The following is a 21654-nucleotide window of genomic DNA, read 5'->3' as shown; positions in this document are numbered from 1 at the left end:
CAGCCGCACGGGGGTCGGCCCGCACGGGGTCGGCCCACACGTGTGTCGGCCCACACGTGTGTCGGCCCACACGTGTGTCGGCCCCAGGGGCTGCGGCTTGTCCCCGCACCCCCTGGGGTGGATCGTCGCGTCCAGCCAGGATCCGCCCACGGAGCCGGTTCCGCCACTTGGGCGAGCCCCGCATACGCTCGGCGCATGATCCACCGCTTCGCCGAACGCCTCCTCCACACCGTTGCCCGCGACGACGAGAACCTGGTGTGCTCACCGGCCGGGCTGTGGCAGGCGCTGGCCGTCATGGCGGCCGGTGCGCGCGGTGAGACTGCCGATGAACTGCGCGAACTCCTCGGCGTCGCGGGCCCGGACGCGGCCGACGCGTCCGATCCGGCCGACGCGTCCCGTGCGACGCTCGCGACCGGTGTGTGGTGCCGGGTACCGCTGCGCGAGGACTTCCGGGCCCGGTTCCCGCACGTCGCTTTCGGTGGGCTCGGTGGGCTCGGTGGGTCTGGTGGGCTTGACGACGTGGCGGCCATCGACGCGTGGGTACGCGCGGCGACGGATGGCCTGGTCGACCGCCTGCCCTGCGCGCCGGACCCCGAGACCGTGCTCCTCCTCGTCAGCGCCTTCGGTGTACGGGAGGTGTGGCGGACGCCTTTCGACGACCAGGACACCGAGTACCGGCCGTTCACGGACGCGCGCGGCGGACGGGATTCGGTGCCCACCATGACGCGGCGGATCCCGGCCACCGACGCCTGGACCGTGGCCGGTACACAGGTCGTCGAACTGGCCTGTGTACGGGAGGAGTTGAGCGTTCGGCTCGTGCTCGGGCAGCCGGGAGCGCGGCCGGCCGAGGTGCTTGCGGCGGCCTGGGCGCCCGCGACGGCCCGGACACCGCTGGGCGCGGACATCGACGACGTACGCATCGATGTGCCCCGGGTCTGGCTGCGCGAAAGTCTCGACGTGACCCGGCATTTCCCCGGTCTGGGCCTGGAGTGGTCCCCGACGGAGCTCGCGGACTTCTCCGGGATGTCCGAGGCACCTCTGGCGCTGGGCGCGGTGCTCCAGGAGACCCTGATCGACGTTTCGGAGACCGGCTTCGAGGCGGCCTCGGTGACGCAGGTCATCGACTGGCTGGACGGGCCCGTCCAGGACGGCCCACGTGTCCGGCGCATCAGCTTCGACCGCCCCTTCGGCATCGTCCTGCTGGCGGCGGAGGATCTCCCCCTGGTGACCGCATGGCAGGCGGGCCTCCCGCACCGGCGGGCCGTCGTGCGGGCGTTGGGGAACAACTCGAAATAGCGGAAAACTACCTGGCAGCAGGGGCCAGTTACCTAAGTCGGTTCCCGAGTAAAGCGATTATCGGAGAATCGGAAATATGGCGCGAGAGTTAAAGTCCTTTTACGCAGGGGTATTTCGCACGTAGGAGTGTGTGTTTCGCCGGCCCGGTCCGGGTCCGGTGGCCTGCTCGCTGTCGGCCCATGCGGTGGTGCGGGCATTTCCATGTGCGGGAAAAGACTTCCCGCCTACCCCAGGGAGTGTCATGTTCACTTTGGCATCGCGTGCGCCGCGGCTGGTCCAGGCGCACGGTTTCGGGTTCAGCGCCACGTTCGTGGCAGGAGCCTCCATTCCCGTGGGCTCCACGCCTTTCGGCATCGCTCTCACGCCCGGCGGGGCCCGCGCATATGTGGCCAACCATGGCTCGAACACGGTGAGTGTGATCGATACCGTCACCGATACCGTGATCGCCACCATAGCCACGGGGGCCGGTCCGAACGCCGTGGCGATCAGTCCGGACGGCACCCGGGCGTATGTGACCGTCTTCGACGGCGGTCTCGTCAGCGTGATCGACACCGCCACGAACGCCATCGTCACCGACATCCCCGTAGGCGTGGGAGCGGCAGTGGTTGCGGTCACCCCGGACGGCACCCGCGCCTATGTGACGGGGCAGAACACGAACTCGGTGAGCGTGATCGACACCGCCACCGACACCGTCACCGACACCGTCCCCGTAGGAGGCGCGCCGATCGGCCTGGCCATCACCCCGGACGGAACACGCGCCTACGTCGCGTGTCTCGCCTCGAACCAGGTCGACGTGATCGACACCGCCACGAACACCGTCACCGACACGATCCCCGTCGGCGTCAGCCCCATCCTGGTGGCGGTCACGCCCGACGGGGCCCACGTCTACGTCACGAACGTCGGCAACTCCACGGTGAGTGTGATCGACACCACCGCCGGCGCCGTCACCGCCACCATCGGCGTCAGCGCCCAGCCGCGCTTCACGGCGTTCAGCCCGGACGGCTCCCACGCGTACGTGGCGAACTCCGGCCCGGACACGGTGAGCGTGGTCGACACCGCCACCAACACCGTCGTCGAGAACATCGGCTTCGGAGACGACCCCACCAGCATCGCGGTCTTCCCCGACGGGACACACGCGTATGTGACCAACGCGCTCGCCGACTCGGTCGGCGTCCTGGGGACGACCGTGATTCCCGGCCAGGGGTCCCTGGCCGGCGGCACCACCGTGACGATCACCGGCCACCACCTGGCCAACGCCACCGCCGTGCACTTCGGCGCCGCTCAAGCCGTCATCACCGCCAACACGGCGACATCGCTGACCGTCACCACCCCCGCCGGATCCGGCCCCGTTCCCGTGACGGTCACCACCGCGGGCGGCACGGGCACCGTCGGACAGTTCTACTACCGGCCGTTCCCCGCCCTCACCGGCATCAGCCCCGCCACAGGCCCCGTCGCGGGCAGCGACCAGGAAATCGTCATCACCGGCCGCAACCTCGCCGGAGCCATCGATGTGTACTTCGGGTCCACCCGAGCCGTCATCCAAACTCTCTCCGACCACCAGATCACCGTCAGGGCCGCCGCGGCCCCAGGGCCGGGGCCGGTCGCCGTCACCGTGACCACCTCCGGCGGGAGCGCCGACGGCCTCATCTACACCTACCTCAACTCACCCGTCGTCACCGGCGTCACCCCCGACACGGGACCGACCACCGGCGGCACCGAGGTGACGATCACCGGCACCGACCTGGCCGCCACCGAGCAGGTCACCTTCAACGGCACCCCGGCTCCCTTCGCCGTCATCTCCGACACCACCGTGACCGCCACGGCACCACCCAGCGGCACCGAAGGCCCCGTCGCCGTCACCCTCACCAGCCCCGTCGGCTTCTCCGTCGGCTCATTCACCTACGTCGCCGAACCCGACGTCTGACCCATCAACGGCAGCCGAGCCGGAGCGACCGCGCTGTGCACCGACTCCAGGCGCGGGGGAGCGGCCCGAACGCCCCTGTGTGCGCCACAGCTTTCCCCCGGTGACCCGGATGCCCAGCATCCGGGTCACTGCTCCTGTCGCTCCTGTCGCTCCTGGAGTTGCCGGTGGCTACCGGCTGACCTCGAACCACACCGTCTTACCCCGCCCGGGGTTCCCCTCCACGCCCCACTTGTCCACCACTGCTTCGAGCAGCGCGAGGCCCCTTCCGGACTCCTCGTCCCCGCCGGCGTCGCGTGGGAGGGGTGGCTCCGGCGAGCGGTCCGACACCTCGACCCGCACCCCGTCCGGGTGCCGCATGATGAGCAACCCGCAGGAGCGGTCGGGCACATGGCGTACGACATTGGCGAGCAGCTCGGTGACGGCCAGCTCCACGGCGTCGGTCAGCTCGGGCATGCCCCACAGCCCGAGGTAGCTGCGGACGATCCGGCGGATGGGCCGCGCGGAGTGGGCGCCGACGGTGAGCCGCATACCGTACTGGGGAATCTCTTCGTTCACGGTACGAGACTGAGCTGCGCTGACTACTCTCGGCTACGGAACGGATACAACGTGCTTTGCCGTTGGCGGAGTTGAACGAGGGGACCCCCGTCGTGACGCACATCAACGTCCTGGACCCGAGCGCCTCGCCGCTCGACTACTACGGCTACGAGCTGCGCCGCTACCGGGAGGCGGCCGACCTCACGCAGAAGCAGCTCGGCGCGATCGTCAACTACACGGGCTCGCTCATCGGCCAGGTCGAGACGGCGCGGAAGCTGCCGACGGCGGAGTTCAGCGAGCGGGTGGATGCGGCGCTGGGGACGGGTGGGCTGCTGTCCCGGTTACTGGGGCTGGTACTGCGCAGCCAACTCCCCGCGTGGTTCCAGCAGGTGGCGGAGCTCGAGGCGCGGGCCACCGAGATCAGTACGTTCCAGACGCACATGGTGCACGGCCTGCTCCAGACCGGGGGATACGCACGCGCGGTGCTCGGAACCATGGACCGGGCGGACCTCGACGACCGTACGGCGGTCCGGCTGGCGCGCCAGCGCATCCTGGAGAAGGAGGTGCCTCCGGTCCTCTGGGCCGTCCTCGGAGAGGGGGCGCTTTACCAGGAGATCGGGGGAGCGGAGGTCATGCGAGGCCAACTGGCGCATCTGTTGTCCTTCGAGGAGAACCCGCGGGTGAACGTCCAGGTGCTGCCGTACGGGGCGGGAGCCCACGCCGGACTTCAGGGGTCCTTCAACCTCTATCGCTTCGCGAGCGACCCCGGCATCCTCTACACGGAGGGCTACGGCATGGGCCATCCGACCGCCAACCCGGAAGACTTCAGGGACTGTTCGCTCCGTTACGATCACCTCCAGGCCGCAGCCCTGTCCATCAAGGACTCGGCTGAGCTGACCCGGCAAGTGATGGAGGAACGCTATGGGGAGCAGCACGCAGTGGCGTAAGTCGAGCTACAGCGGTGACCAGGGCGGAGACTGCGTCGAGTGCGCCCCCCTCAACGGCGCCGCCTGGCGTAAGTCCAGCTACAGCAGTGACCAGGGCGGCGACTGCGTCGAGATCGCCGAGGCCCCCCACACCGTCGCCGTACGCGACTCCAAGAACCCCGTCGGCCCCGCCCTCACCGTTTCCCGCCCCGCCTTCGCGGCATTCGTCGACGCGCTCTAGGTGTATTGCCTCGTTAGGTTGGGGACGCGGCTTGCGGGTGGTTTGCCTCGCGGCATGATCTCGGGCGGCACGATGCGGCGCGGGTGCCTGGAACGTCGTTGGCTGCCGGATCTTGCGGGGCGTGGGGATGACTTCGATCGAGCGGACTGCGTATCCGCGGTTCAAGCGGCTGGTCAGTGCGCATGAGCTGCATCTGTTCTTCGCGCCGACGCGGGAGGAGGCGGCGTGGGCGGCGGAGCGGATGGAGATCAGCTGGCCCTGCTGCTGGCGTTGAAGTCGTACCAGCGGATGGGCCGGTTCCCGAGGCCGGAGGAGTATCCGGAGGCGGTGGTCGATTTCGTGCGCCGCGCGGTGGAGCTGCCGGAGGCTACGCCGGTTATGGTGGGTGGCCGTACGGCGGTGCGGAAGCGGCGGGTGGTGCATTCGTCGACCCTTGACGGCCTCGGTCTCCTGTCCCAGACCCGGGTGCAAAGCAGGCGTCTCAGCTCTCGGCGGGGGCGGCGGGCTGGTCTGCTTGCCGGGAATCGGATCGCCATCAACGGGGTTGGTGGGGGATGAGCCGTTATTGGAGGGCCATGCGAGCGATTCAGGTGTACGAAGTGGGCGGTCCCGAGGTGCTGCAGGAGGCCAAGGTGGACCAGCCGCGGCCGGGTCCGGGCGAGGCGATCGTGGAGGTCGCCGCATCCGGGGTCAACTTCCTCGACGTCTACCACCGCGAAGGCCGGTACAGCCTCCCGCTGCCCTTCACCCCGGGCGCTGAGGGCGCCGGCACGGTCGTCGAAGTTGGACCCGGCGTCGCTGACGTCGCAGTCGGGGACCGGGTCGGTTGGGTGGAGATTCCCGGCACGTATGCCGAGCGGGCCGTCGTGGACTCCTCCCGGCTGGTGCCGCTGCCCGACGATATCGGCTTCGAGACAGCCGCCGCCGTGCTCCTCCAAGGCATGACCGCGCACTATCTCGTCAAGGACGCCTACCCGGTTCAGGGGGGCGACACGGTGCTCGTGCATGCGGCTGCTGGTGGCATGGGGCTGCTTTTGACCCAGCTCATCACCCATCTCGGCGGCAGGGTGATCGGCACGACGTCGACCACGGCGAAGGCCGAGCTGGCGAAGCGTGCCGGGGCCGCTGAGGTGATCCTTTCCTCCGCAGTCGACGATCTCGCAGCCGAGGTGAGGCGGCTCAACGGCGGTCAGGGACTGCCGGTTGTCTTCGACGGCGTCGGCGCGCACACCTTCGATGCGAGCCTCGCCAGCCTGCGAACCCGCGGCCATCTCGTGCTCTTCGGCGCGGCAAGTGGTGCCGTGCCGCCGTTTGATCCGATTCGGCTCGCCCACGGCGGTTCGCTGACCCTGATCCGGCCCAGCCTCGGGCACTTCATCGCCGATCGGTCCGAACTGCTCCGACGGGCCGCCGATGTGTTCGAGTGGGTGCGCTCCAAGGCGCTTGAGGTCACCGTAACGGGCCGCTACGCATTGTCCGAGGCCGCCCAGGCCCACAGCGATCTGGAGGCTCGGCGTACCACCGGCAAGCTGCTCGTCATACCCGATGCGGCCGCTATTGGACGCCGCGAGGAGACGCAGAGCTGATCGCGGGTGACGAGGTCGGGGATCTTGGAGACTGAGATGTCGAGGGCATGGCCGACCGTCATCGCCAAGATCCCCGACAGCGTCAGGCACTCAGCAGGCCAAGATCAAGTTCTGGCGGGTTTCTGGCGTATCTGGGTCACACCCCTTCAAGATCCCTCAGCCGAGACCTGGCTCACCCGTCCACAACCTCCCGGGACAGAACATCTAGTACTGCAACGGTGCTTGCCGTGACGGTTGGGCAGGTCGGTCGTTTATCAGGTCATGGGTGGGGAACTTGCTGATGCCCGGTCGTGGGCCGGTGAACTGAAGGCCTTGCACGAGCGGTTCGTGCACCGTTTCTCCAGGTCGGAGCCGCGGGAGTCGGCTCTCGCCTATATGCGGGGGCTGATAGCTCCGCTGGAGCGGAAGAACGGCTGGACGCTTGCCGAGGAGGCCGGGCATGGCGGCCCGGACCGGATCCACCGGCTGCTGAACCGGATCGACTGGAGCGCGGACGAAGTCCTGGACGACGTGCGGGACTACGTCGTCGAGCACCTCGGCGATCCGGATGCGGTGCTGATCGTGGACGACACCGGGTTCCTGAAGAAGGGCATCCGCTCGGCCGGGGTCCAGCGCCAATACTCCGGAACCGCCGGCCGGACGGAGAACTCCCAGATCGGGGTCTTCCTCGCCTATGCCGGCGGACGCGGCCGCACATTGATCGACCGCCGCCTCTATCTGCCCACCTCATGGACCGATGACCGCGACCGGTGCCGGGCCGCGGGCATCGACGACACGGTCGCCTTCGAGACGAAAGTGGTGATGGCCAAGGCCATGGTCCGCCGGGCGATCACGGACCGGATCCCGTTCCGGTGGGTGACCGCCGACGCCGCCTACGGCTTCTCCAAGGGCTGGCGTTCTGAGCTGGAGCGGGCGGATGTCTTCCACGTGATGGCCACCACCCGGCATGACACCGTCGTCACCCGCTGGGCCATGGACCACCCCGTTCACGATCTGTTTCCCGGGCTGTCCCGGCAGAAGTGGAAGCGCCGTTCCTGCGGCAACGGCGCCCACGGCCCGAGGGTCTACGACTGGGCGAGGGTCGAGGTCCGTCCCTGGCACCGCGAGGACCGTCGTCACTGGGTGATCGCCCGCCGAAGTGTCCGCCGGCCCGAGGAGATCTCCTACTACATCGCCTACTGCCCGGCCGACACCACACTCGACGAGCTGATCCGCATCGCGGGCAGCCGGTGGGCGGTCGAGGAGTGCTTCCAGACCGCGAAGCAGGAGTGCGGCCTGGACGACTACCAGGTCCGCCGCTACGACGGCTGGCACCGCCACATCACCCTGGCCATGGCCGCACACGCCTGCCTCACCGTCCTGCGGGCCCGTGAACTCGACACCGGGAAAGCAGAAACGGATCCTCCCAGCTCATACCCCTGACCCTCCCCGAACTCAGACGCCTGATCACCCGCCTCACTCGACCCCGCCCAAGCACCGACCACGTCCTGCACTGGTCACACTGGCGCCGCAGACGACAACACCAAGCCCGCATCAGCCACTACAAACGACGCGGCCACACACCACCAGAAGCCAACAAACCATCAGAGCAAAGACCGTTGCAGTACTAGGGCGCGTATCTGGTCGTGATCAATGAGTCGCTCTGGTGAGGTCTTTGATCCAGATCATCGAGGCGCGCAGGTAAAGGCCGACGAGGTAGCTGTCCGGGATCTTGTCGTATCGAGTGGCGGACGCCCCGCCATGCCTTGAGCTTGTTGATCAGCCGCTCGACGGTGTTCCTCTCCTTGTGGAGGCCGGCGTCGTGGCCGACGGGCCGGCCACCCCCGGAACCCTTCCTCTTCCGGTTGGCGGCCTGGTCGGCCTTCTCCGGGATGACCGCCTTGATGTGGCGTTTGCACAGGTGGGAGCGATTACCGCGGGAGGAGTAAGCCTTGTCCCCGGCGACGGCGACGGCGACGGCGTCCGGCCGGGTGCGGGTGCGGCCGACGGGCCCGCGGACCCGGATCTTCCGTAGGACGGGGATGAACTGCGGGCTGTCGGCCGCCTGTCCGGCGGTCAGCACGAACGCCAGCGGGCGGCACCTGCGGTCGGCGGCGAGGTGGACCTTGCTGGTCTGCCCGCCCCGCGAGCGTCCCAAGAGGGCGGTCTTCAGGCGGAGCTTCCGCCGGCGGCGGACCCGTCGTCGTTCCTCCCGCTCGGGGGCCGCTTCGGCCTCGTGTCCGCTTTGTTCTTCGCGGCTGCCCCCTTTGGCGGGGCCTTCTCCTCTTCGGCGGCGGTCTTCTCCAGGGCGGTGAGGACCTCCTGGCCCAGGTGCATCCCGGCGGCGTCGTGGTGGGCGCGTGTGGTGGTGGAGTCGATGCTGACCAGGGACAGGTCCACCTCGCCCCGCTTCGCCGCCTCCGCGATCAGGTCCTCCAGCAGGGCTTCGAACACTCCGGTGTCACGCCACTGGCGGAAGCGGTTGGAGACGGTTGACCAGGCACCGAACTCGCTCGGCATCTCCCGCCACTGCCCGCCGGTCCGGAACCGCCAGATCACGCCCTCGAACTGCTGCCGCAGGGTCTTGGGGTACGGGCCGTACTCGCCGATCGGCAGGTGCGGCTCGATGAACTCCCACTCTTCGTCCGTCAGTTGCGCGCGTGTCACGCACGACGGTCTACCGGGCCAGGGCATGGAACGGGGCGGAACCCACGGATTGATCACGGCCCGAATGGCGCTAGGCGGGCTGCGGGGCGGGCGTTTCCGGAGCGGCCGCGACGTTGCGGGTCTCGCGCATGATCAGCAGGCCGTTGACCACCATCAGTGTCGCGGTCAGGCCGTGGACGCCGAGCGCGGTGGCCACGGAGCCGTGGTGGGCCAGCACGTTGGTCATGTCGCCGTACGCGGCGAGTGCTTCCATCAGCAGCACCCAGCCCAGCGCCCGGCGGTGACCCGTCACCAGCAGGATGCCCAGAACCAGGGCCAAGACGACGTCGCGGATTCCCTTGATGATCAGGAAGCCGTCGCCGTCGCCGGACGGCCAGCTCGGCAGGCCGTAGCCCGGCGCCGTCGTCTCCGGGCTCAGGATGTACTCCGTCCCGAACCAGAGGATGAAGAGGATGAAGGCGGCGGCCAGGACGGTGTTGATCTTCTTCAGCGACATTGTTCTTCTCCATGCGAGTCTTCGTCAGCTTGGTGAGCTTCGTGGAGCTTGCCGAGTCGTGTGGGGCCTGATCAGGCAGCGTGGACGCGGCCGATCGAGGGCCGCAGCTTGCCGGGATCGCAGTTGTGGGATCTGAGCGGCAGCTGCATTCCCGAATGTCGGGATTTCGGTGGTCAGCCGCCCCCGAGGAGTGGGGATTGGCCACCGGCGCGGCCTCGGCCCGCGGGGTCAGAAATCCGATGCCCTCTCCGGCTCACCCCGACGGGGCAAAAGCCGTCGATACGGGGGCGAACCAGTGCATGTCGGGGCAGCGGTGGTATCAGGCGATGGCGGCAACCAGCAGGGTGAACGCGGCGACGATGACGGCGACGCGGATGTAGTGGTAGCGGTTCCAGCGGTGCAGCTGCTCCTTCCAGTCGGCGGGCCGGTTCTCGGGGGTCCAGGTCTTGTTCCGGTTGTTGATCGGGACGAGCAGCAGGATCGACATGACCACGCTGAGGATCAGCAGTCCGGCGGCGATGACCACGAGGCCGGCGCCGGGGCGGTGCCATCCGGCGACGGCCCAGATCGCGCTGAGGACGAGCGAGCCTATGTACCAGAACGGCATCAGGGCGCCGAGCATCCGGCCGCCGTGGGCGTGGCCGAGCTGGCCGCTGTCCTCGGGAAGCGCGTCCAGGATCCGGTTCATGATGAAGGCGACGGAGAACTCCACCCCCACCATCAGGCCGACGACGACGGTGGTGACGACCTCGAGTGTGCTGAGCATGACGATCCCTCCGTGAACTAGCGTTGCTAGATGATGGGGCAACGCTAGTACTACTAACGCTCGGTTGTCTAGCGATGCTAGGATCGATTCATGTCGGTAAAGGAACGCAAGGAGCGCGAACGGGCGGAGCGCGAGCGCCTCATCGTGGCGACAGCCCGCGAACTCGCCGAGCAGCAGGGCTGGGACGCAGTCACCACCCGCCGGCTCGCCGAGCGCATCGAGTACAGCCAGCCCGTCCTCTACAGCCACTTCCGCGGCAAGCGCGAGATCATCGGCGCCGTCGCCCTGGAGGGCGCCACCGAGATGGCCGCGGCGCTGCGGGCCGCGACCTCCGCCACGGACGGCCCGCGCGAGCGGGTCGCCGCCCTCGCCCGCGCCTACCTCGACTTCGCCGAGCACAACCCGGCGGTCTACGACGCCTTGTTCCAGCTCGACGGCGGCCTGGCGTACGCGCAGGAGGACACCCCCGAGCCGCTGAAGGACGCCTTCGCCGCCCTGCTCGAGTGCCTCGCCGAGGTCGCCGGCGACGGCGTCCACCCGGGGCTGTTCACCGAGGTGTTCTGGGCGGCTCTGCACGGCCTGGCGACCCTGACCCGAGCGGGCCGCCTGCTGCCCGAGGACGCTGAGCCGAGGGTGGAGCTGTTGGTGGACCGGCTCGCCATGGTCTGACACACCGTCCCGGCGGGCACGCAGCCGGGGCCCTCGGGTCCCGCCGCTGCCTGCCTGCGGCAACGCTTCCGGTCACTCGCACCCACACGGCGCAGCCGCAGATCGCCGGGCCCCGCACCCCAGACGGGGCACCCACCCCGGAGGCTGCGATGCTCATTGATCACGACCCGATACACGCCCTGGCACCGCATCAGGACGACTGCGGTCGCTGCAGTCCCTGAAGGAGCAGTTCGACCAATCGGCGGGGGTCATAGCGGGGGTCGCTGTCCCGTCCGATGCAGAGGTTGCCGATGCCGCGCATGAGTTCGTAGGCGTGCGTACCGGGCCTGATTTCGCCGGCGTTGACTGCAGCGTCGAGCAACTGCGCGCAGGCGGGCACCAGGCGGTCGAGGAAGTAGGCGTGTAGCGCGTCGAAGCCGCTGCTGTCCGATTGCAGCGCGTTGGCGAGTCCGTGCTTCGTGACCAGGAAATCAACGAAGAGATCGACCCACTGACGGAGTGCTGCGAGCGGAGAGTCGGCACTGGCCAGCAGGCTCGGGCCGGCCTCGGCGCAGGCCTCGACCTGGTGGCGGTAGACGGCGACGACGAGATCCGCCCGATTCGGGAAGTTGCGGTAGATCGTCCCCATCCCGACGCCCGCTCTGGCCGCGATCTCACGGATCGGCGCATCGACGCCGGAGGTGACGAACACCTCGGCGGCGGCGGCAAGCAACGTCTGCTGGTTGCGCAGTGCGTCGGCCCGCTTGCTTCGGGCCGGTACCTCCCCGGACTGGCTTGCAGTGGGCACCACGCTCTCCTTCCGACGGCCGTTGACAAAGCGGAACAGCGCTCCGTATATTAAACGGAACAACGCTCCGCTTTCAGTGTAGCCGAAGCGGGACGCTCCTCACCGCCTCACCTGCCGCCGGCCGAACGAGACCGGCAGCAGAGGCCATGGAAGGAAATACGCGTCATGAGTGAACCGACGTACCCAGCCGACACCGTCAGCTCGCCCACTCCCGTCCTCTCGGTCGGCCCGGTCGTGCTCTCCGTACCCGGCCGAGCCGTGGACCTGGAGGTGCGGGTCTCCGCCCCCGTGACCGGGAGCGAGTTGCCGGTCATTCTCCTCTCGCACGGTCAGGGCTACTCGAACCACCTCTCCTCGCTGAACGGCTACGCGCCGCTCGCCAACTTCTGGGCGGCGCACGGCTTCGTCGTGATCCAGCCCACCCATCTGAGCTCGAGGACGCTGAGCCTGGATCCCGATACCCCCGGGGCGCCTCTGTACTGGCGATCGCGGGCCGAGGACATGACGTGCATCCTCGACCGGCTCGACGTGATCGAGGCCGCCGTCCCGCAGCTCCTCGGGCGCCTGGACCGAAGCAAGGTCGCCGTAGCCGGGCACTCGATGGGCGGGCACACCGCGAGCCTGCTGCTGGGCGCCCGGCTCACCGATCCGCACGACGGAACGGAAGTGGACCTGGCCGAGCCCCGGATCAAGGCGGGTGTGCTGCTTGCCGCGCCCGGCAGAGGCGGCGACGCCCTCACCGCGTCCGTGGCCGAGAATCTTTCCTTCTTGTTGACCACGGACTTCTCCGAGATGACCACGCCCGCGCTCGTGGTCGCCGGCGAAAAGGACGCCTCTGCCCACCTGACGGTTCGGGGCCCGGACTGGCACACCGATCCGTACGTCCTCTCCCCGGGCCCCAAGTCCCTGCTCACCCTGTTCGACGCAGAGCACGGGCTCGGCGGGGTCTCTGGGTATGACGTCGCCGAGACCACGGACGAGAACCCCGAGCGAGTGTCTGCGGTCCAGCGGCTCACCTGGGCCTACCTCCGCACCGAGCTCTACGCCGGGGATCCCGCCTGGCAGGCAGCGCGTGACGCGCTGACGGCCGGCCCCAACCCGCTCGGACGGGTCGAATCCAAGTAAGCCGAAACCTCCGCCACCTGCGCAGGAACGCAATCCAACTCCGGCACCAGACCTGATCCGTTTCTCCACGCGTCATGGTGACGACGATGACCGGGCCGCAGGGCGCCATGCGGCCGGCCGGACAACGTCTCGGGCGGACTTCAGCGCCGCGCCAGCGCCAGCACGCTCAGTCCGAACATCAGGACTCCCAGGGGGAGATGGACCGACGGTACGTGCGCGATGCCGAGCACGACCTGGACCGAGGCGAGGACAAGGAAGCCGGACGCGTGCCAGACGGGCCGGGGCGAGCCGCCGCCCGGCTTCCACGCCAGCGCCGCCGCGAGTACGTACAGCATCGACGCCCCGTACATCACCCGGGCTCCGACACTGTGCAGCGTCTCTCCGTAGGACGAGGTCAGCAGCAGTCCGGCGGAGACCGCTTGAAGGAAGATGGTCAGGGTCTGCACGGTGATCGCGATCTGCAGAAACGAGAAGCGGCGCTGTGCCGTCGCCTGGGTTGCCATGCCACGGTCCCCTTTTCCGCCCGGGGGCAGTAGATCGATAAGGTCTCACCAGCCCGACGACGCGGGCCTGCGAAAGGTAAGGCGAGGGGGCGGTCGGGAGCATGGGGACGGCTGGGGCGAGCGCCGATGAGATAGCCGGCGAGCGGCGCCAACTGATCAATGTCGCCTACCGGTTGCTCGGTTCACTGGCCGAGTCCGAGGACGCCGTACAGGAGGCCTACGCGCGCTGGTACGCGCTGCCACGAAGTCGGCAGGTCGAGGTCGTATCCCCCGGCGCCTGGCTGACGACGGTGACCGGCCGCATCTGCCTGGACGTGCTCGGCTCGGCGCGGGCCCGGCGTGAACGCTATGTCGGCGCGTGGTTGCCCGATCCGCTGCCCGACCACACCGAGTGGGACCACGGCCATGGCACCGACCCCGCCGACCAGATGGTCCTGGACGAATCGGTGACCATGGCCTTCCTCGTCGTCCTGGAGTCGATGACACCCGCAGAGCGGGTGGCGTTCGTCCTGCACGACGTCTTCCGGTACCCCTTCGCCGAGATCGCCGACATCCTCGGCCGGACCCCTGCGGCCTGCAAGCAGCTCGCGGCCTCCGCCCGGCGGCGGGTGCGCGTCGCGCGGGCTCCGGTGACGGCGGCCGGGCAGGCCGACGCGGTGCGGCATGTCAAAGAGGCATGGGAGGCCAAGGACATCGTGGCCCTCGTCGACCTCCTCGACCCGGCCGCCGTGATGACCGCCGACGGCGGCGGCATGGTCGGTACCGTCCTGCGCCCGATCGAAGGCGGTGCGCGCATCGCCCAGTACATGGTCGCCATCGCCGACAAGGCTCCGGGGCTCGAACTCCTGGAGCGGTCGGTCAACGGTGTGCCGGGCCTGGTGGCCCAGCGTGCCGGCGTCGTCATGACCGTAGCCTCGTTCGATGTCGCCGACGGCCGCGTCACCCGGATCTGGGCGGTCCGCAATCCGGAGAAGCTGCGGCCGTGGGTGCGGGGCGGCTAGCCCGCGAAAAGCGCCGCCACCGAGGCCAGGATCGCCAGCGCGGGCTGAGCGATGTCCGCCCCGTTGGTCAGCATCTCCCGCAAGCGCTCCAGCCGCGTCCGCACGGCCGGGGCGTCCGGCTCGGGCTCTGCCGTGATGCGGGCCAGGTCGTGGACCAGCGATCACCTGTGCGGGCGCGGCGCCCCCGGCGCGTACCCGGGGCGGCCGTCGGCCGGGGCGTTCTGGCGGGAGGCAGGGGCAGGGCGTGGGGTGAGACAGCCCCTGCCTCCCACGGCTGGGCAGGTCATCCCTTGTCGACTCCCCTGCCGACGTGGCTGACCTGGAGTTCCTTGATGCCGTTGAGCCAGGCTGAGCGCAGCCGGCGCGGGTCGCCGACCAGGCGCAGATCCGGCAGGACGTCCGCTATCGCGTTGAAGATCAGGTTGATCTCCATCACCGCGAGGGACTTGCCGAGGCAGAAGTGCGGGCCTCCGCCGCCGAAGCCCAGATGCGGGTTCGGGTCGCGGGTGATGTTGAACTGCTCGGGCTCCTCGAAGACTTCGGGGTCGTTGTTGGCGGAGGAGTAGAAGAGTCCCACCCGGTCGCCCTTCCTGATCTGCTGACCGCCCAGTTCCAGGTCCTCGGTGGCGGTGCGCTGGAAGGAGACCACCGGCGTGGCCCAGCGCACGATCTCCTCGGCCGCCGTCTCGGGGCGTTGCCGCTTGTAGAGCTCCCACTGCTCGGGATGTGTGAGGAAGGCATGCATGCCGTGACTGATGGCGTTGCGTGTGGTCTCGTTGCCGGCCACTGCCAGCAGGATGACGAAGAAGCCGAACTCGTCGTTGGAGAGGTTGCCTTCGTTCTCGGCGGCGACCAGCTGGGACACGATGTCCTTGGCCGGACACTCCTTACGGGCCGCGGCGAGATTCATCGCGTACGAGACGATCTCCATCGCCGCCTCGGCGCCGATCTCCTCGGTGATCGCGTACTCGGGATCGTCGTACCCCGCCATCTTGTTGGACCAGTCGAAGATCTTGGTTCGGTCCTGCTGCGGTACGCCGATGAGCTCGGCGATCGCCTGCAGCGGGAGCTCGACCGCGATGTTGGTGACGAAGTCGAAGCTGCCGTCGTCCTTCGCGCCTGCCAGCGCGGTCTCGACGATGGTGCGGGCGCGGTTGCGCAGCGCCTGCTCCAGTGAGCGGACCGCCCGCGGCGTGAAGCCGCGCTGGACGATCTGACGGACCCGGGTGTGTTCCGGCGGGTCCATATTGAGCATGATCAGCTTCTGGACCTCGATCTGGTCGCGGCTGATCGTCTCGTTGAAACGGATGACGGCTGTGTTGGTGTGGGAGGAGAAGAGTTCGGGGTGCGTGGAGACGTGCTTGACGTCGGCGTGCCGGGTGACGACCCAGTAGCCCTCGTCCTGGAAGCCGGAGATGCCGGCCGGCTGGGCGCACCACCAGACCGGGGCGGTCTGCCGCATCTCGGCGAACTCCGGGTGCGGGACGCGGGCTTGGAGCAGATCGGGATCGGTGAAGTCGAACCCTTCGGGCAGATGGGGGCAGTCCTTCGGCAGCTTCAAGGTCAACTCCAGGTCTGGCGGGGGTGTCGGTGACGAGGTTCCGGTGACGTGGTTCCGGCGACAGGGTGGCTGTGACGCGGTGCCTGTGACGCGGTTCCTGTCTGACGACCCATCAGAAGTTGACCGAAAGGTAGTAACGAGTTCTACAAGTGGCAAGGGTCGCGGCGGGTTCTGTTGCGGGCAAGGGGTGCAGCGGGGGCGTGCAAGACCCTTGCGTACCGGGGGTAGCACTCATAAGACTGCAGTGAGAACTAGAACGCGTACTACTTCCGGGGTCCGGGGTCGCCCCCCGGAACGACACAGCCGGCCGTGAAGGCGCCGGGACGCCCAGCGGCTGTGCGAGGAGAGGACGAGCTCATGGCCGCGGAACCCGTCATCGTCGAAGCCGTACGCACCCCCATCGGCAAGCGCGCAGGCGCGCTCGCCAACCTGCATCCCGCCTATCTGCTGGGCGAGACCTACCGCGAACTCCTCGGCCGTACCGGCATCCACGCCGACTGTGTCGAGCAGGTGGTGGGCGGCACGGTCACCCACGCCGGTGAACAGTCCATGAACCCCACGCGCAACGCCTGGCTGGCGATGGGGCTTCCCTACGAGACCGCGGCCACCACCGTGGACTGTCAGTGCGGATCGTCGCAGCAGGCCGCCCACATGGTCGCGAACATGATCGCGGGCGGTGTCATCGACGTGGGAATCAGCTGCGGCGTCGAGGCGATGTCGCGCGTACCGCTGGGGAGCGGGTCCAAGCACGGTCCCGGCAAGCCGTTTCCGGACGAGTGGAACGTGGATCTGCCCAATCAGTTCGAGGCGGCCGAGCGCATTGCCCGGCATCGCGGGCTGACGCGCGAGAACGTCGACTCCTTCGGCCTCCGCTCGCAGGAGCGTGCGGCCACCGCGTGGGCGGAGGAGCGCTTCAAACGCGAGACGTTCGCCGTGCAGGTGCCGACGACGGAGGAGGAACAGGCCGCCGGGCAGGGCATGTGGCGGCTCGTCGACCGGGACGAGGGGCTGCGGGACACGAGCATGGAGGCGCTGGCCGGACTGAAGCCGGTCATGCCGACCGCGGTACACACGGCGGGCAACTCCTCGCAGATTTCGGACGGCGCGGCCGCCATCATGTGGGCGTCCAAGCGCATGGCGCGGGCGCTCAAGCTCAAGCCCCGTGCCCGGATCGTCGCGCAGGCGCTTGTCGGCGCGGACCCGCACTTCCATCTCGACGGGCCGATCGACGCGACGCGTGCCGTGCTCGGCAAGGCGGGGATGTCGCTCAAGGACATCGATCTGGTGGAGATCAACGAGGCGTTCGCCTCGGTGGTGCTCAGCTGGGCGCAGGTCTTCGAGCAGGACCTGGAGAAGGTCAATGTGAACGGGGGCGGTATCGCGCTGGGGCACCCGGTGGGCGCGACGGGCGCGCGGCTGATCACGACGGCCCTGCATGAACTGGAGCGCAGGGACAAGGAGTTCGCGCTGATCACGATGTGCGCGGGCGGGGCCCTGGCGACGGGGACCATCATCCAGCGGCTGTAGGGCGGTGGCATGGGGGCAGCGGCTTTAGGGGTACACCCCGGGGTGGGGGTGTCGGTGGGTGTACCCCCGTCCGGGTGCTGCTCGTATACCCATGTGAGCCGGTCGTTCCTACCGTCGTAGGTATGACCTCACAGACGAGCAACTCCCTCTCGGAAACCGGACTTCGGCGCATGACGCAGGAGAGGCGGTCGGGCCGGATGCGACGGATGCGGCAGGTGCGGCGGGGACTGGCGGGCGCGACGGCAGTGGTCCTGACGGTGCTCGCGGCGACGCCGGCGTGGGCGGCGGCGGAGCGGCCGGGTTCGGAGCCGCCCGGGATGCGGGGCGCGGCCGGGTCCGGTACGACTCCGGGCCAGGGCACGGCTCCTGGGCACGGCACGGAGGGGCACGGCACGGCTCCGGGGGAGGACGCGGAGGGGTGGGGCGCGGCCCCCGGGGAGGGCACGGCCGGCCGGGGTGCGGCCCCCGGGCATGGTGCAGCTCCCGGGTACGCGTACGGGCGTGGCGCCCTTCTCGGTATCACGCCCCTCGCCACCCTCGGCCGTGACGACGTCGTCCGCTTTCTCGCCGGGCCGGGGCTCGAGACCGGGACCGTTCGGTACGGAGTACGCGCCTACCGGCTCACGTACCGCACCATCACCCCGCAGGGGCGGCCCACCACCGCCACGGGGCTGTTCGTCCTGCCGCGCGGCGGCGAGCGGCGGCTCGCCGTCGTCTCCGACACGCACGGGACCATGGCCCACCGTGACAACGCCCCCTCCGTCACCACCGGCCTCGGCCGCCTCGCCCCCTATCTGCACGCCTCCGCCGGGCGCGCCGTCGCCGCCCCCGACTACCTCGGCCTCGGCAGGGGCCCTGGCCGGCACCCGTACATGGACACCGCCTCCGCCGTCACCGCCTCCGTCGACATGCTGCGTGCCGCGCGCACGGCAGGGAAGCTGATGGGGCGGCCGCTGACCGCTGATGTGTACGCCACCGGCTTCTCGCAGGGCGGCCAGGTCGCGATGGCTCTCGGGCGGGCACTCCGCAACGGCGCCGAGCCGCACTTCAGGCTGCGGGCTCTCGCGCCGGTCTCGGGGCCGTACGACCTTGAGGGCGCCGAGCTGCCCGGACTCTTCGACGGCAGTGTCAACGACGAGAGCGCCGTCTTCTACATGTCGTACTTCCTGACGGCGCAGAACCGGCTCCACCCGGTCTACCGGCACCCGTCCGAGGCCTTCCGCGCCCCGTACGCCTCCCGGATCGAACGGCTCTTCGACGGCCGGCATCAGGAGGACGACATCGTCAAGGCGCTGCCCCGGACGCTCGAGCAACTCCTCACGCCCGAGTTCTACGAGCGGGTGCGCCACCCCGGGGGCGGGCTGCTGGCAGCCTTACGTGCCCAGGACGGAAACTGTGCCTGGAAGCCCGCGGCGCCGGTGCGTCTCTACACCGCGTCAGGAGACACCGACGTACCCATCGCCAACGCGCGCAACTGCGCGCGCGACCTGGCGCGGAACGGCACGAGGGCCCCGGTGCTCGACCAGGGAAACGTCGACCACTTCGGGACCTTCAAGAGCGCGACGCCCAGGATTGCGCGCTGGTTCAACACGCTGGGCAAGAGTGTGGGGGGCAACCCCTGACGCGTTCGCATCTCGTCTCCTCCGCCAGTGCCTCACCGGGCACTTGAAGACCCCGACCGGGAAACCGGCCGGGGCCTTCTGCGTTACCGGATCTCAGTTCGAGTCTTATTTGTATGACACAACCGGATGTTTCGCCGCATTCTGGCTTCGATGGCCTACTCCTCGTACTCCCAGGGGTTCAGCAGGAGTGCGCCTGATCGCGCCAGATGCTTGATGTTCCGACTCACCAGCGTCCAGCCGTTCGCCAGGGCGGTGGCAGCGATCAGCGCATCGGGTGGATCGATGCTGGTCCCGGCACTCTTGAGCCTCCGGTGAAGAGCGAGGTAGGCGAGTGCCTCCCGCTCTCCAATGGCGGCGATCCGGTCGCGGTAATGATCACGGATGTCCGTAAGAGCCCGCTCGAAAGCGGTACGCCGCACCAAATCCAGTGCCCCCTCGATACCTGTCTCGATCTCCGCGATCGTGATGACGCTCAGGTAGAGGGCAGGAGCCGGAACCGACCGAGCCCAGGCGGCGACGGCCGGGGCAGGCTTCGGCCGGGTGGTGATCTCGGCAACCACGTTGGTGTCGAGCAGATAGATCACTCGCCGCCCGCCGCATCGTCGTAGGACCGCTGCCCGAACTCCAGTCCCTCGAACGGGGCCGTCGTAAGCCGCTCCAGAAACCCGTCGCTGCCCAGCGTCGCCCAGCGGTGAAGCATGTCGGGCAGGGCATCGATGTCGGTGTCGGCGAGCTCGGCGTCGAAGTGCCCGAGCTGATGCTCGGGCAGAGCCTCCCGGATCTCCCGAATCGTCCGTAGCGGATGAGTCTCCTCAGGTCTGCGCGGCGGGAGCGGCAGATTCGGGGCAGTGCTCATGATCGGCTCCTCCAGGCTGCGGTCCACGGGCTCATGCCTGAAGACCAGCCTAGGCCGGGTGGCCCTGGAGAAGGCCGAAAACGACCCGAATCCGAGCCTTGATGGAACCCATCCACCGAGTCGCCGCCGACTGTGTCCGGCAGCCGCCGTCTGTCGGCGACAGCGATGGCCCCTTTGGTTGGAACCAGCTGAACGAAGCTGTCGGGCTGGACACAATGGGGAGCGCCGCCCTGTAGCCGGTTTCGTGACACGTCGCGAGCACCGCGTCATCGGTACATGGCGAAGATCAGCTGTCATCCCCTCCACCGAAGGTAGCGAATGACGCAGAGCACAGCCGCCCGAGCCGGACGCTTCCACATGGGGCGTTTATCCGAGGGGCTGCCCCAGGCCCTGGATGCCTGGCGTGTCACCACCGACGATGCCGATGTGGCCGCCCGTGTCGCCGGCTTCCTGGGTGGCGAACCTCAACCGAACGAAGGGACAGGAGGAGCTGGCCTTGCCTACGAAGTGCTGACGAGCCGCGAGAGCGTACGCGTTCTCCTGGACGGACCCGACGCGGTGGCGGCTCATATGGTCCTCCGGGGCAGTAACGGCATCATCCACGAGTGCGACGGCGTGGAGTTCCTGTCACCGGAAGAGAAGAAGGACCAGCCCTGCGGCTGCCCTCCACTGCTTGAGGACAGGAAGCTGGCGGCCAGGGATGGCCGCGGCCCGACGCCTTCCGTCGACATCACCTTCCAGATCGCAGCGGCACCCAGGCTCGGCACGTTCCACCTCATGACGGGCTCGTGGCAGATGGCCGCGCAGCTCTCCGACCTGACGGACGCACTGGAACGTGTCGACGGCCCGGCCGTCTGCGACCTCACCATGGAGCTCGTCGCCTACACGACCAAGACAGGTAGAGGCGTCTGCTATCGAAAGCCGGTGGTCACGGTACTCGGCAGCCCCGACAGCGTTGCGCCCGAACCTCAGCCGACGGCCGAACCCACGCCTGCTCCGGCACCATCCGCACCCCGCCGCAAGGCCAGGCCGGCCCCTGAGCCCACCATCCCGTCCGCGCCGGAGTCGAGCCACTCAGTCAGCGTGGATGCCGTTCTGCTCCGCCGTGCCGCCCAGGTGCTGGGCACCGGCGACCACCAGGAAACCGTCATCGCCGCCCTGTCCGCGATCGTGGCAGGACGGCAGCAGGCCACGGAGCTTGCCCGACTGCGAGAGCAGGTCGGACGCATCGCCGCCATCACGGAGCAAGCGCTCCAAGGCCGGGATTCCTCACTCACCTGACCGGCTCCGACCGTCTCGCAGTGATCACCGGCAGCCGGGGCAGGCTGGTCTCAGTCCTGGTCTCGTTCACCTCCGTCCGAGACTGTTCGGACGGGCCTGAACCGAACGCTCCGCCGCAGGTCAGGACAGACACGGCCCTCACCGGACGGGCATACGAACATTTGGAAAGAGTGTGGGGGTCAACCCCTGACGCGTTCGCATCTCGTCTCCTCCGCCAGTGCCTCACCGGGCACTTGAAGACCCCGACCGGGAAACCGGCCGGGGTCTTCCGCGTTGCGTGGTTGCAGTTCTTGCGCATGTTTCGGGT

The 21654-nt window shown here is 68.9% G+C and carries 21 protein-coding genes and 1 pseudogene; 13 read left to right on the top strand and 9 right to left on the bottom strand.

What is annotated here, in order from left to right:
• Positions 1 to 195: 195 nt before the first annotated feature.
• Entirely contained in the window at positions 196 to 1296 is a 1101-nt protein-coding gene (locus tag OG883_RS23330) for a serpin family protein (protein WP_266544115.1), read from the top strand.
• Positions 1297 to 1537: 241 nt separating this feature from the next.
• On the top strand, positions 1538 to 3220 hold the full coding sequence (locus OG883_RS23325) for an IPT/TIG domain-containing protein (RefSeq protein WP_266544112.1): 1683 nt from the start codon (positions 1538 to 1540) through the stop codon (positions 3218 to 3220).
• A gap of 168 nt (positions 3221 to 3388) precedes the next feature.
• Here the strand turns inward: OG883_RS23325 and OG883_RS23320 are convergent, their stop codons facing one another.
• Entirely contained in the window at positions 3389 to 3775 is a 387-nt protein-coding gene (locus OG883_RS23320) for an ATP-binding protein (protein WP_266544109.1), read from the bottom strand.
• Between the two features lie 92 nt (positions 3776 to 3867).
• Here OG883_RS23320 and OG883_RS23315 point away from each other — a divergent pair, with 92 nt between their 5' ends.
• From OG883_RS23315 to OG883_RS23295, 5 genes are all read left to right on the top strand, one after another.
• Positions 3868 to 4701: a helix-turn-helix transcriptional regulator gene (locus OG883_RS23315; RefSeq protein WP_266544106.1), complete on the top strand. Its 834-nt coding sequence runs from the start codon at positions 3868 to 3870 to the stop codon at positions 4699 to 4701.
• Positions 4676 to 4921, top strand: a complete 246-nt coding sequence (locus OG883_RS23310) for a DUF397 domain-containing protein (protein WP_266544103.1) — start codon at positions 4676 to 4678, stop codon at positions 4919 to 4921. Before OG883_RS23315 ends, OG883_RS23310 begins: the two co-directional genes overlap by 26 nt.
• 121 nt (positions 4922 to 5042) lie before the next feature.
• Entirely contained in the window at positions 5043 to 5195 is a 153-nt protein-coding gene (locus OG883_RS23305; RefSeq protein ID WP_266544100.1) for a hypothetical protein, read from the top strand.
• A 301-nt stretch (positions 5196 to 5496) separates the two neighbouring features.
• On the top strand, positions 5497 to 6507 hold the full coding sequence (locus OG883_RS23300; RefSeq protein ID WP_266544097.1) for a quinone oxidoreductase: 1011 nt from the start codon (positions 5497 to 5499) through the stop codon (positions 6505 to 6507).
• A 261-nt stretch (positions 6508 to 6768) separates the two neighbouring features.
• Positions 6769 to 7929: an IS701 family transposase gene (locus tag OG883_RS23295; protein ID WP_266533120.1), complete on the top strand. Its 1161-nt coding sequence runs from the start codon at positions 6769 to 6771 to the stop codon at positions 7927 to 7929.
• A 207-nt stretch (positions 7930 to 8136) separates the two neighbouring features.
• On the opposite strand, the pseudogene OG883_RS23290 reads toward OG883_RS23295, so the two are convergent.
• From OG883_RS23290 to OG883_RS23280, 3 genes and pseudogenes are all read right to left on the bottom strand, one after another.
• Positions 8137 to 9153: pseudogene (locus tag OG883_RS23290) on the bottom strand (IS5 family transposase).
• 70 nt (positions 9154 to 9223) lie between these two features.
• On the bottom strand, positions 9224 to 9649 hold the full coding sequence (locus OG883_RS23285) for a DUF4267 domain-containing protein (RefSeq protein ID WP_266544094.1): 426 nt from the start codon (positions 9647 to 9649) through the stop codon (positions 9224 to 9226).
• 319 nt (positions 9650 to 9968) lie between these two features.
• On the bottom strand, positions 9969 to 10415 hold the full coding sequence (locus OG883_RS23280) for a DUF1772 domain-containing protein (protein WP_266544091.1): 447 nt from the start codon (positions 10413 to 10415) through the stop codon (positions 9969 to 9971).
• 90 nt (positions 10416 to 10505) lie between these two features.
• On the opposite strand from OG883_RS23280, the gene OG883_RS23275 reads away from it, so the two are divergent.
• On the top strand, positions 10506 to 11084 hold the full coding sequence (locus OG883_RS23275; RefSeq protein ID WP_266544088.1) for a TetR/AcrR family transcriptional regulator: 579 nt from the start codon (positions 10506 to 10508) through the stop codon (positions 11082 to 11084).
• Between the two features lie 190 nt (positions 11085 to 11274).
• Here OG883_RS23275 and OG883_RS23270 read toward each other — a convergent pair whose 3' ends face one another.
• A complete protein-coding gene (locus tag OG883_RS23270; RefSeq protein ID WP_266544086.1) occupies positions 11275 to 11871 on the bottom strand; it encodes a TetR/AcrR family transcriptional regulator in 597 nt (198 codons plus the stop codon).
• A 165-nt stretch (positions 11872 to 12036) separates the two neighbouring features.
• On the opposite strand from OG883_RS23270, the gene OG883_RS23265 reads away from it, so the two are divergent.
• On the top strand, positions 12037 to 12996 hold the full coding sequence (locus OG883_RS23265) for a chlorophyllase (protein WP_266544083.1): 960 nt from the start codon (positions 12037 to 12039) through the stop codon (positions 12994 to 12996).
• Between the two features lie 140 nt (positions 12997 to 13136).
• Here OG883_RS23265 and OG883_RS23260 read toward each other — a convergent pair whose 3' ends face one another.
• Positions 13137 to 13499 carry a hypothetical protein gene (locus tag OG883_RS23260; RefSeq protein WP_266544080.1) on the bottom strand — a complete coding sequence of 121 codons (363 nt, stop codon included), beginning with the start codon at positions 13497 to 13499 and terminating at the stop codon, positions 13137 to 13139.
• Between the two features lie 101 nt (positions 13500 to 13600).
• Here OG883_RS23260 and sigJ point away from each other — a divergent pair, with 101 nt between their 5' ends.
• Positions 13601 to 14500 (top strand): RNA polymerase sigma factor SigJ, encoded by a 900-nt coding sequence (sigJ, locus tag OG883_RS23255; RefSeq protein ID WP_266544077.1) that lies wholly within the window; start codon positions 13601 to 13603, stop codon positions 14498 to 14500.
• Positions 14501 to 14783: 283 nt separating this feature from the next.
• Here the strand turns inward: sigJ and OG883_RS23250 are convergent, their stop codons facing one another.
• The gene (locus OG883_RS23250; protein WP_323180954.1) at positions 14784 to 16061 is read right to left on the bottom strand and encodes a cytochrome P450; all 1278 of its coding nucleotides are present in this window, start codon (positions 16059 to 16061) and stop codon (positions 14784 to 14786) included.
• 357 nt (positions 16062 to 16418) lie between these two features.
• Between OG883_RS23250 and OG883_RS23245 the strand changes: the two genes are divergently transcribed.
• Both OG883_RS23245 and OG883_RS23240 read left to right on the top strand, forming a co-directional pair.
• Positions 16419 to 17588, top strand: a complete 1170-nt coding sequence (locus OG883_RS23245; protein WP_266544074.1) for a steroid 3-ketoacyl-CoA thiolase — start codon at positions 16419 to 16421, stop codon at positions 17586 to 17588.
• A gap of 122 nt (positions 17589 to 17710) precedes the next feature.
• Positions 17711 to 19210 carry an alpha/beta hydrolase gene (locus OG883_RS23240; RefSeq protein ID WP_266544070.1) on the top strand — a complete coding sequence of 500 codons (1500 nt, stop codon included), beginning with the start codon at positions 17711 to 17713 and terminating at the stop codon, positions 19208 to 19210.
• Between the two features lie 155 nt (positions 19211 to 19365).
• On the opposite strand, the gene OG883_RS23235 is transcribed toward OG883_RS23240, so the two are convergent.
• The gene (locus OG883_RS23235) at positions 19366 to 19794 is read right to left on the bottom strand and encodes a type II toxin-antitoxin system VapC family toxin (RefSeq protein WP_266544068.1); all 429 of its coding nucleotides are present in this window, start codon (positions 19792 to 19794) and stop codon (positions 19366 to 19368) included.
• A complete protein-coding gene (locus OG883_RS23230; protein ID WP_266544066.1) occupies positions 19791 to 20066 on the bottom strand; it encodes a hypothetical protein in 276 nt (91 codons plus the stop codon). Before OG883_RS23230 ends, OG883_RS23235 begins: the two co-directional genes overlap by 4 nt.
• A gap of 357 nt (positions 20067 to 20423) precedes the next feature.
• On the opposite strand from OG883_RS23230, the gene OG883_RS23225 reads away from it, so the two are divergent.
• Positions 20424 to 21347 (top strand): hypothetical protein, encoded by a 924-nt coding sequence (locus OG883_RS23225; protein ID WP_266544064.1) that lies wholly within the window; start codon positions 20424 to 20426, stop codon positions 21345 to 21347.
• Positions 21348 to 21654: the final 307 nt, after the last annotated feature.

Source organism: Streptomyces sp. NBC_01142, assembly GCF_026341125.1.
Classification (GTDB): domain Bacteria; phylum Actinomycetota; class Actinomycetes; order Streptomycetales; family Streptomycetaceae; genus Streptomyces.
The sequence above is the reverse complement of the archived record's forward strand: the minus strand, read 5'-3'. Positions and strand labels throughout refer to the sequence as shown.

Excerpts from the sequence above, each read along its gene's own strand:
- OG883_RS23245 (WP_266544074.1), top strand. The coding sequence starts at position 16,419 with ATGGCCGCGGAACCCGTCATCGTCGAAGCCGTACGCACCCCCATCGGC.
- OG883_RS23295 (WP_266533120.1), top strand. The coding sequence starts at position 6,769 with ATGGGTGGGGAACTTGCTGATGCCCGGTCGTGGGCCGGTGAACTGAAG.
- OG883_RS23225 (WP_266544064.1), top strand. The coding sequence starts at position 20,424 with ATGGGGCGTTTATCCGAGGGGCTGCCCCAGGCCCTGGATGCCTGGCGT.
- OG883_RS23325 (WP_266544112.1), top strand. The coding sequence starts at position 1,538 with ATGTTCACTTTGGCATCGCGTGCGCCGCGGCTGGTCCAGGCGCACGGT.
- OG883_RS23310 (WP_266544103.1), top strand. The coding sequence starts at position 4,676 with ATGGGGAGCAGCACGCAGTGGCGTAAGTCGAGCTACAGCGGTGACCAG.
- OG883_RS23260 (WP_266544080.1), bottom strand. The coding sequence starts at position 13,499 with ATGGCAACCCAGGCGACGGCACAGCGCCGCTTCTCGTTTCTGCAGATC.
- OG883_RS23330 (WP_266544115.1), top strand. The coding sequence starts at position 196 with ATGATCCACCGCTTCGCCGAACGCCTCCTCCACACCGTTGCCCGCGAC.
- OG883_RS23300 (WP_266544097.1), top strand. The coding sequence starts at position 5,497 with ATGCGAGCGATTCAGGTGTACGAAGTGGGCGGTCCCGAGGTGCTGCAG.
- OG883_RS23275 (WP_266544088.1), top strand. The coding sequence starts at position 10,506 with ATGTCGGTAAAGGAACGCAAGGAGCGCGAACGGGCGGAGCGCGAGCGC.
- OG883_RS23240 (WP_266544070.1), top strand. The coding sequence starts at position 17,711 with ATGACCTCACAGACGAGCAACTCCCTCTCGGAAACCGGACTTCGGCGC.
- sigJ (WP_266544077.1), top strand. The coding sequence starts at position 13,601 with ATGGGGACGGCTGGGGCGAGCGCCGATGAGATAGCCGGCGAGCGGCGC.
- OG883_RS23285 (WP_266544094.1), bottom strand. The coding sequence starts at position 9,649 with ATGTCGCTGAAGAAGATCAACACCGTCCTGGCCGCCGCCTTCATCCTC.
- OG883_RS23230 (WP_266544066.1), bottom strand. The coding sequence starts at position 20,066 with ATGAGCACTGCCCCGAATCTGCCGCTCCCGCCGCGCAGACCTGAGGAG.
- OG883_RS23265 (WP_266544083.1), top strand. The coding sequence starts at position 12,037 with ATGAGTGAACCGACGTACCCAGCCGACACCGTCAGCTCGCCCACTCCC.
- OG883_RS23280 (WP_266544091.1), bottom strand. The coding sequence starts at position 10,415 with ATGCTCAGCACACTCGAGGTCGTCACCACCGTCGTCGTCGGCCTGATG.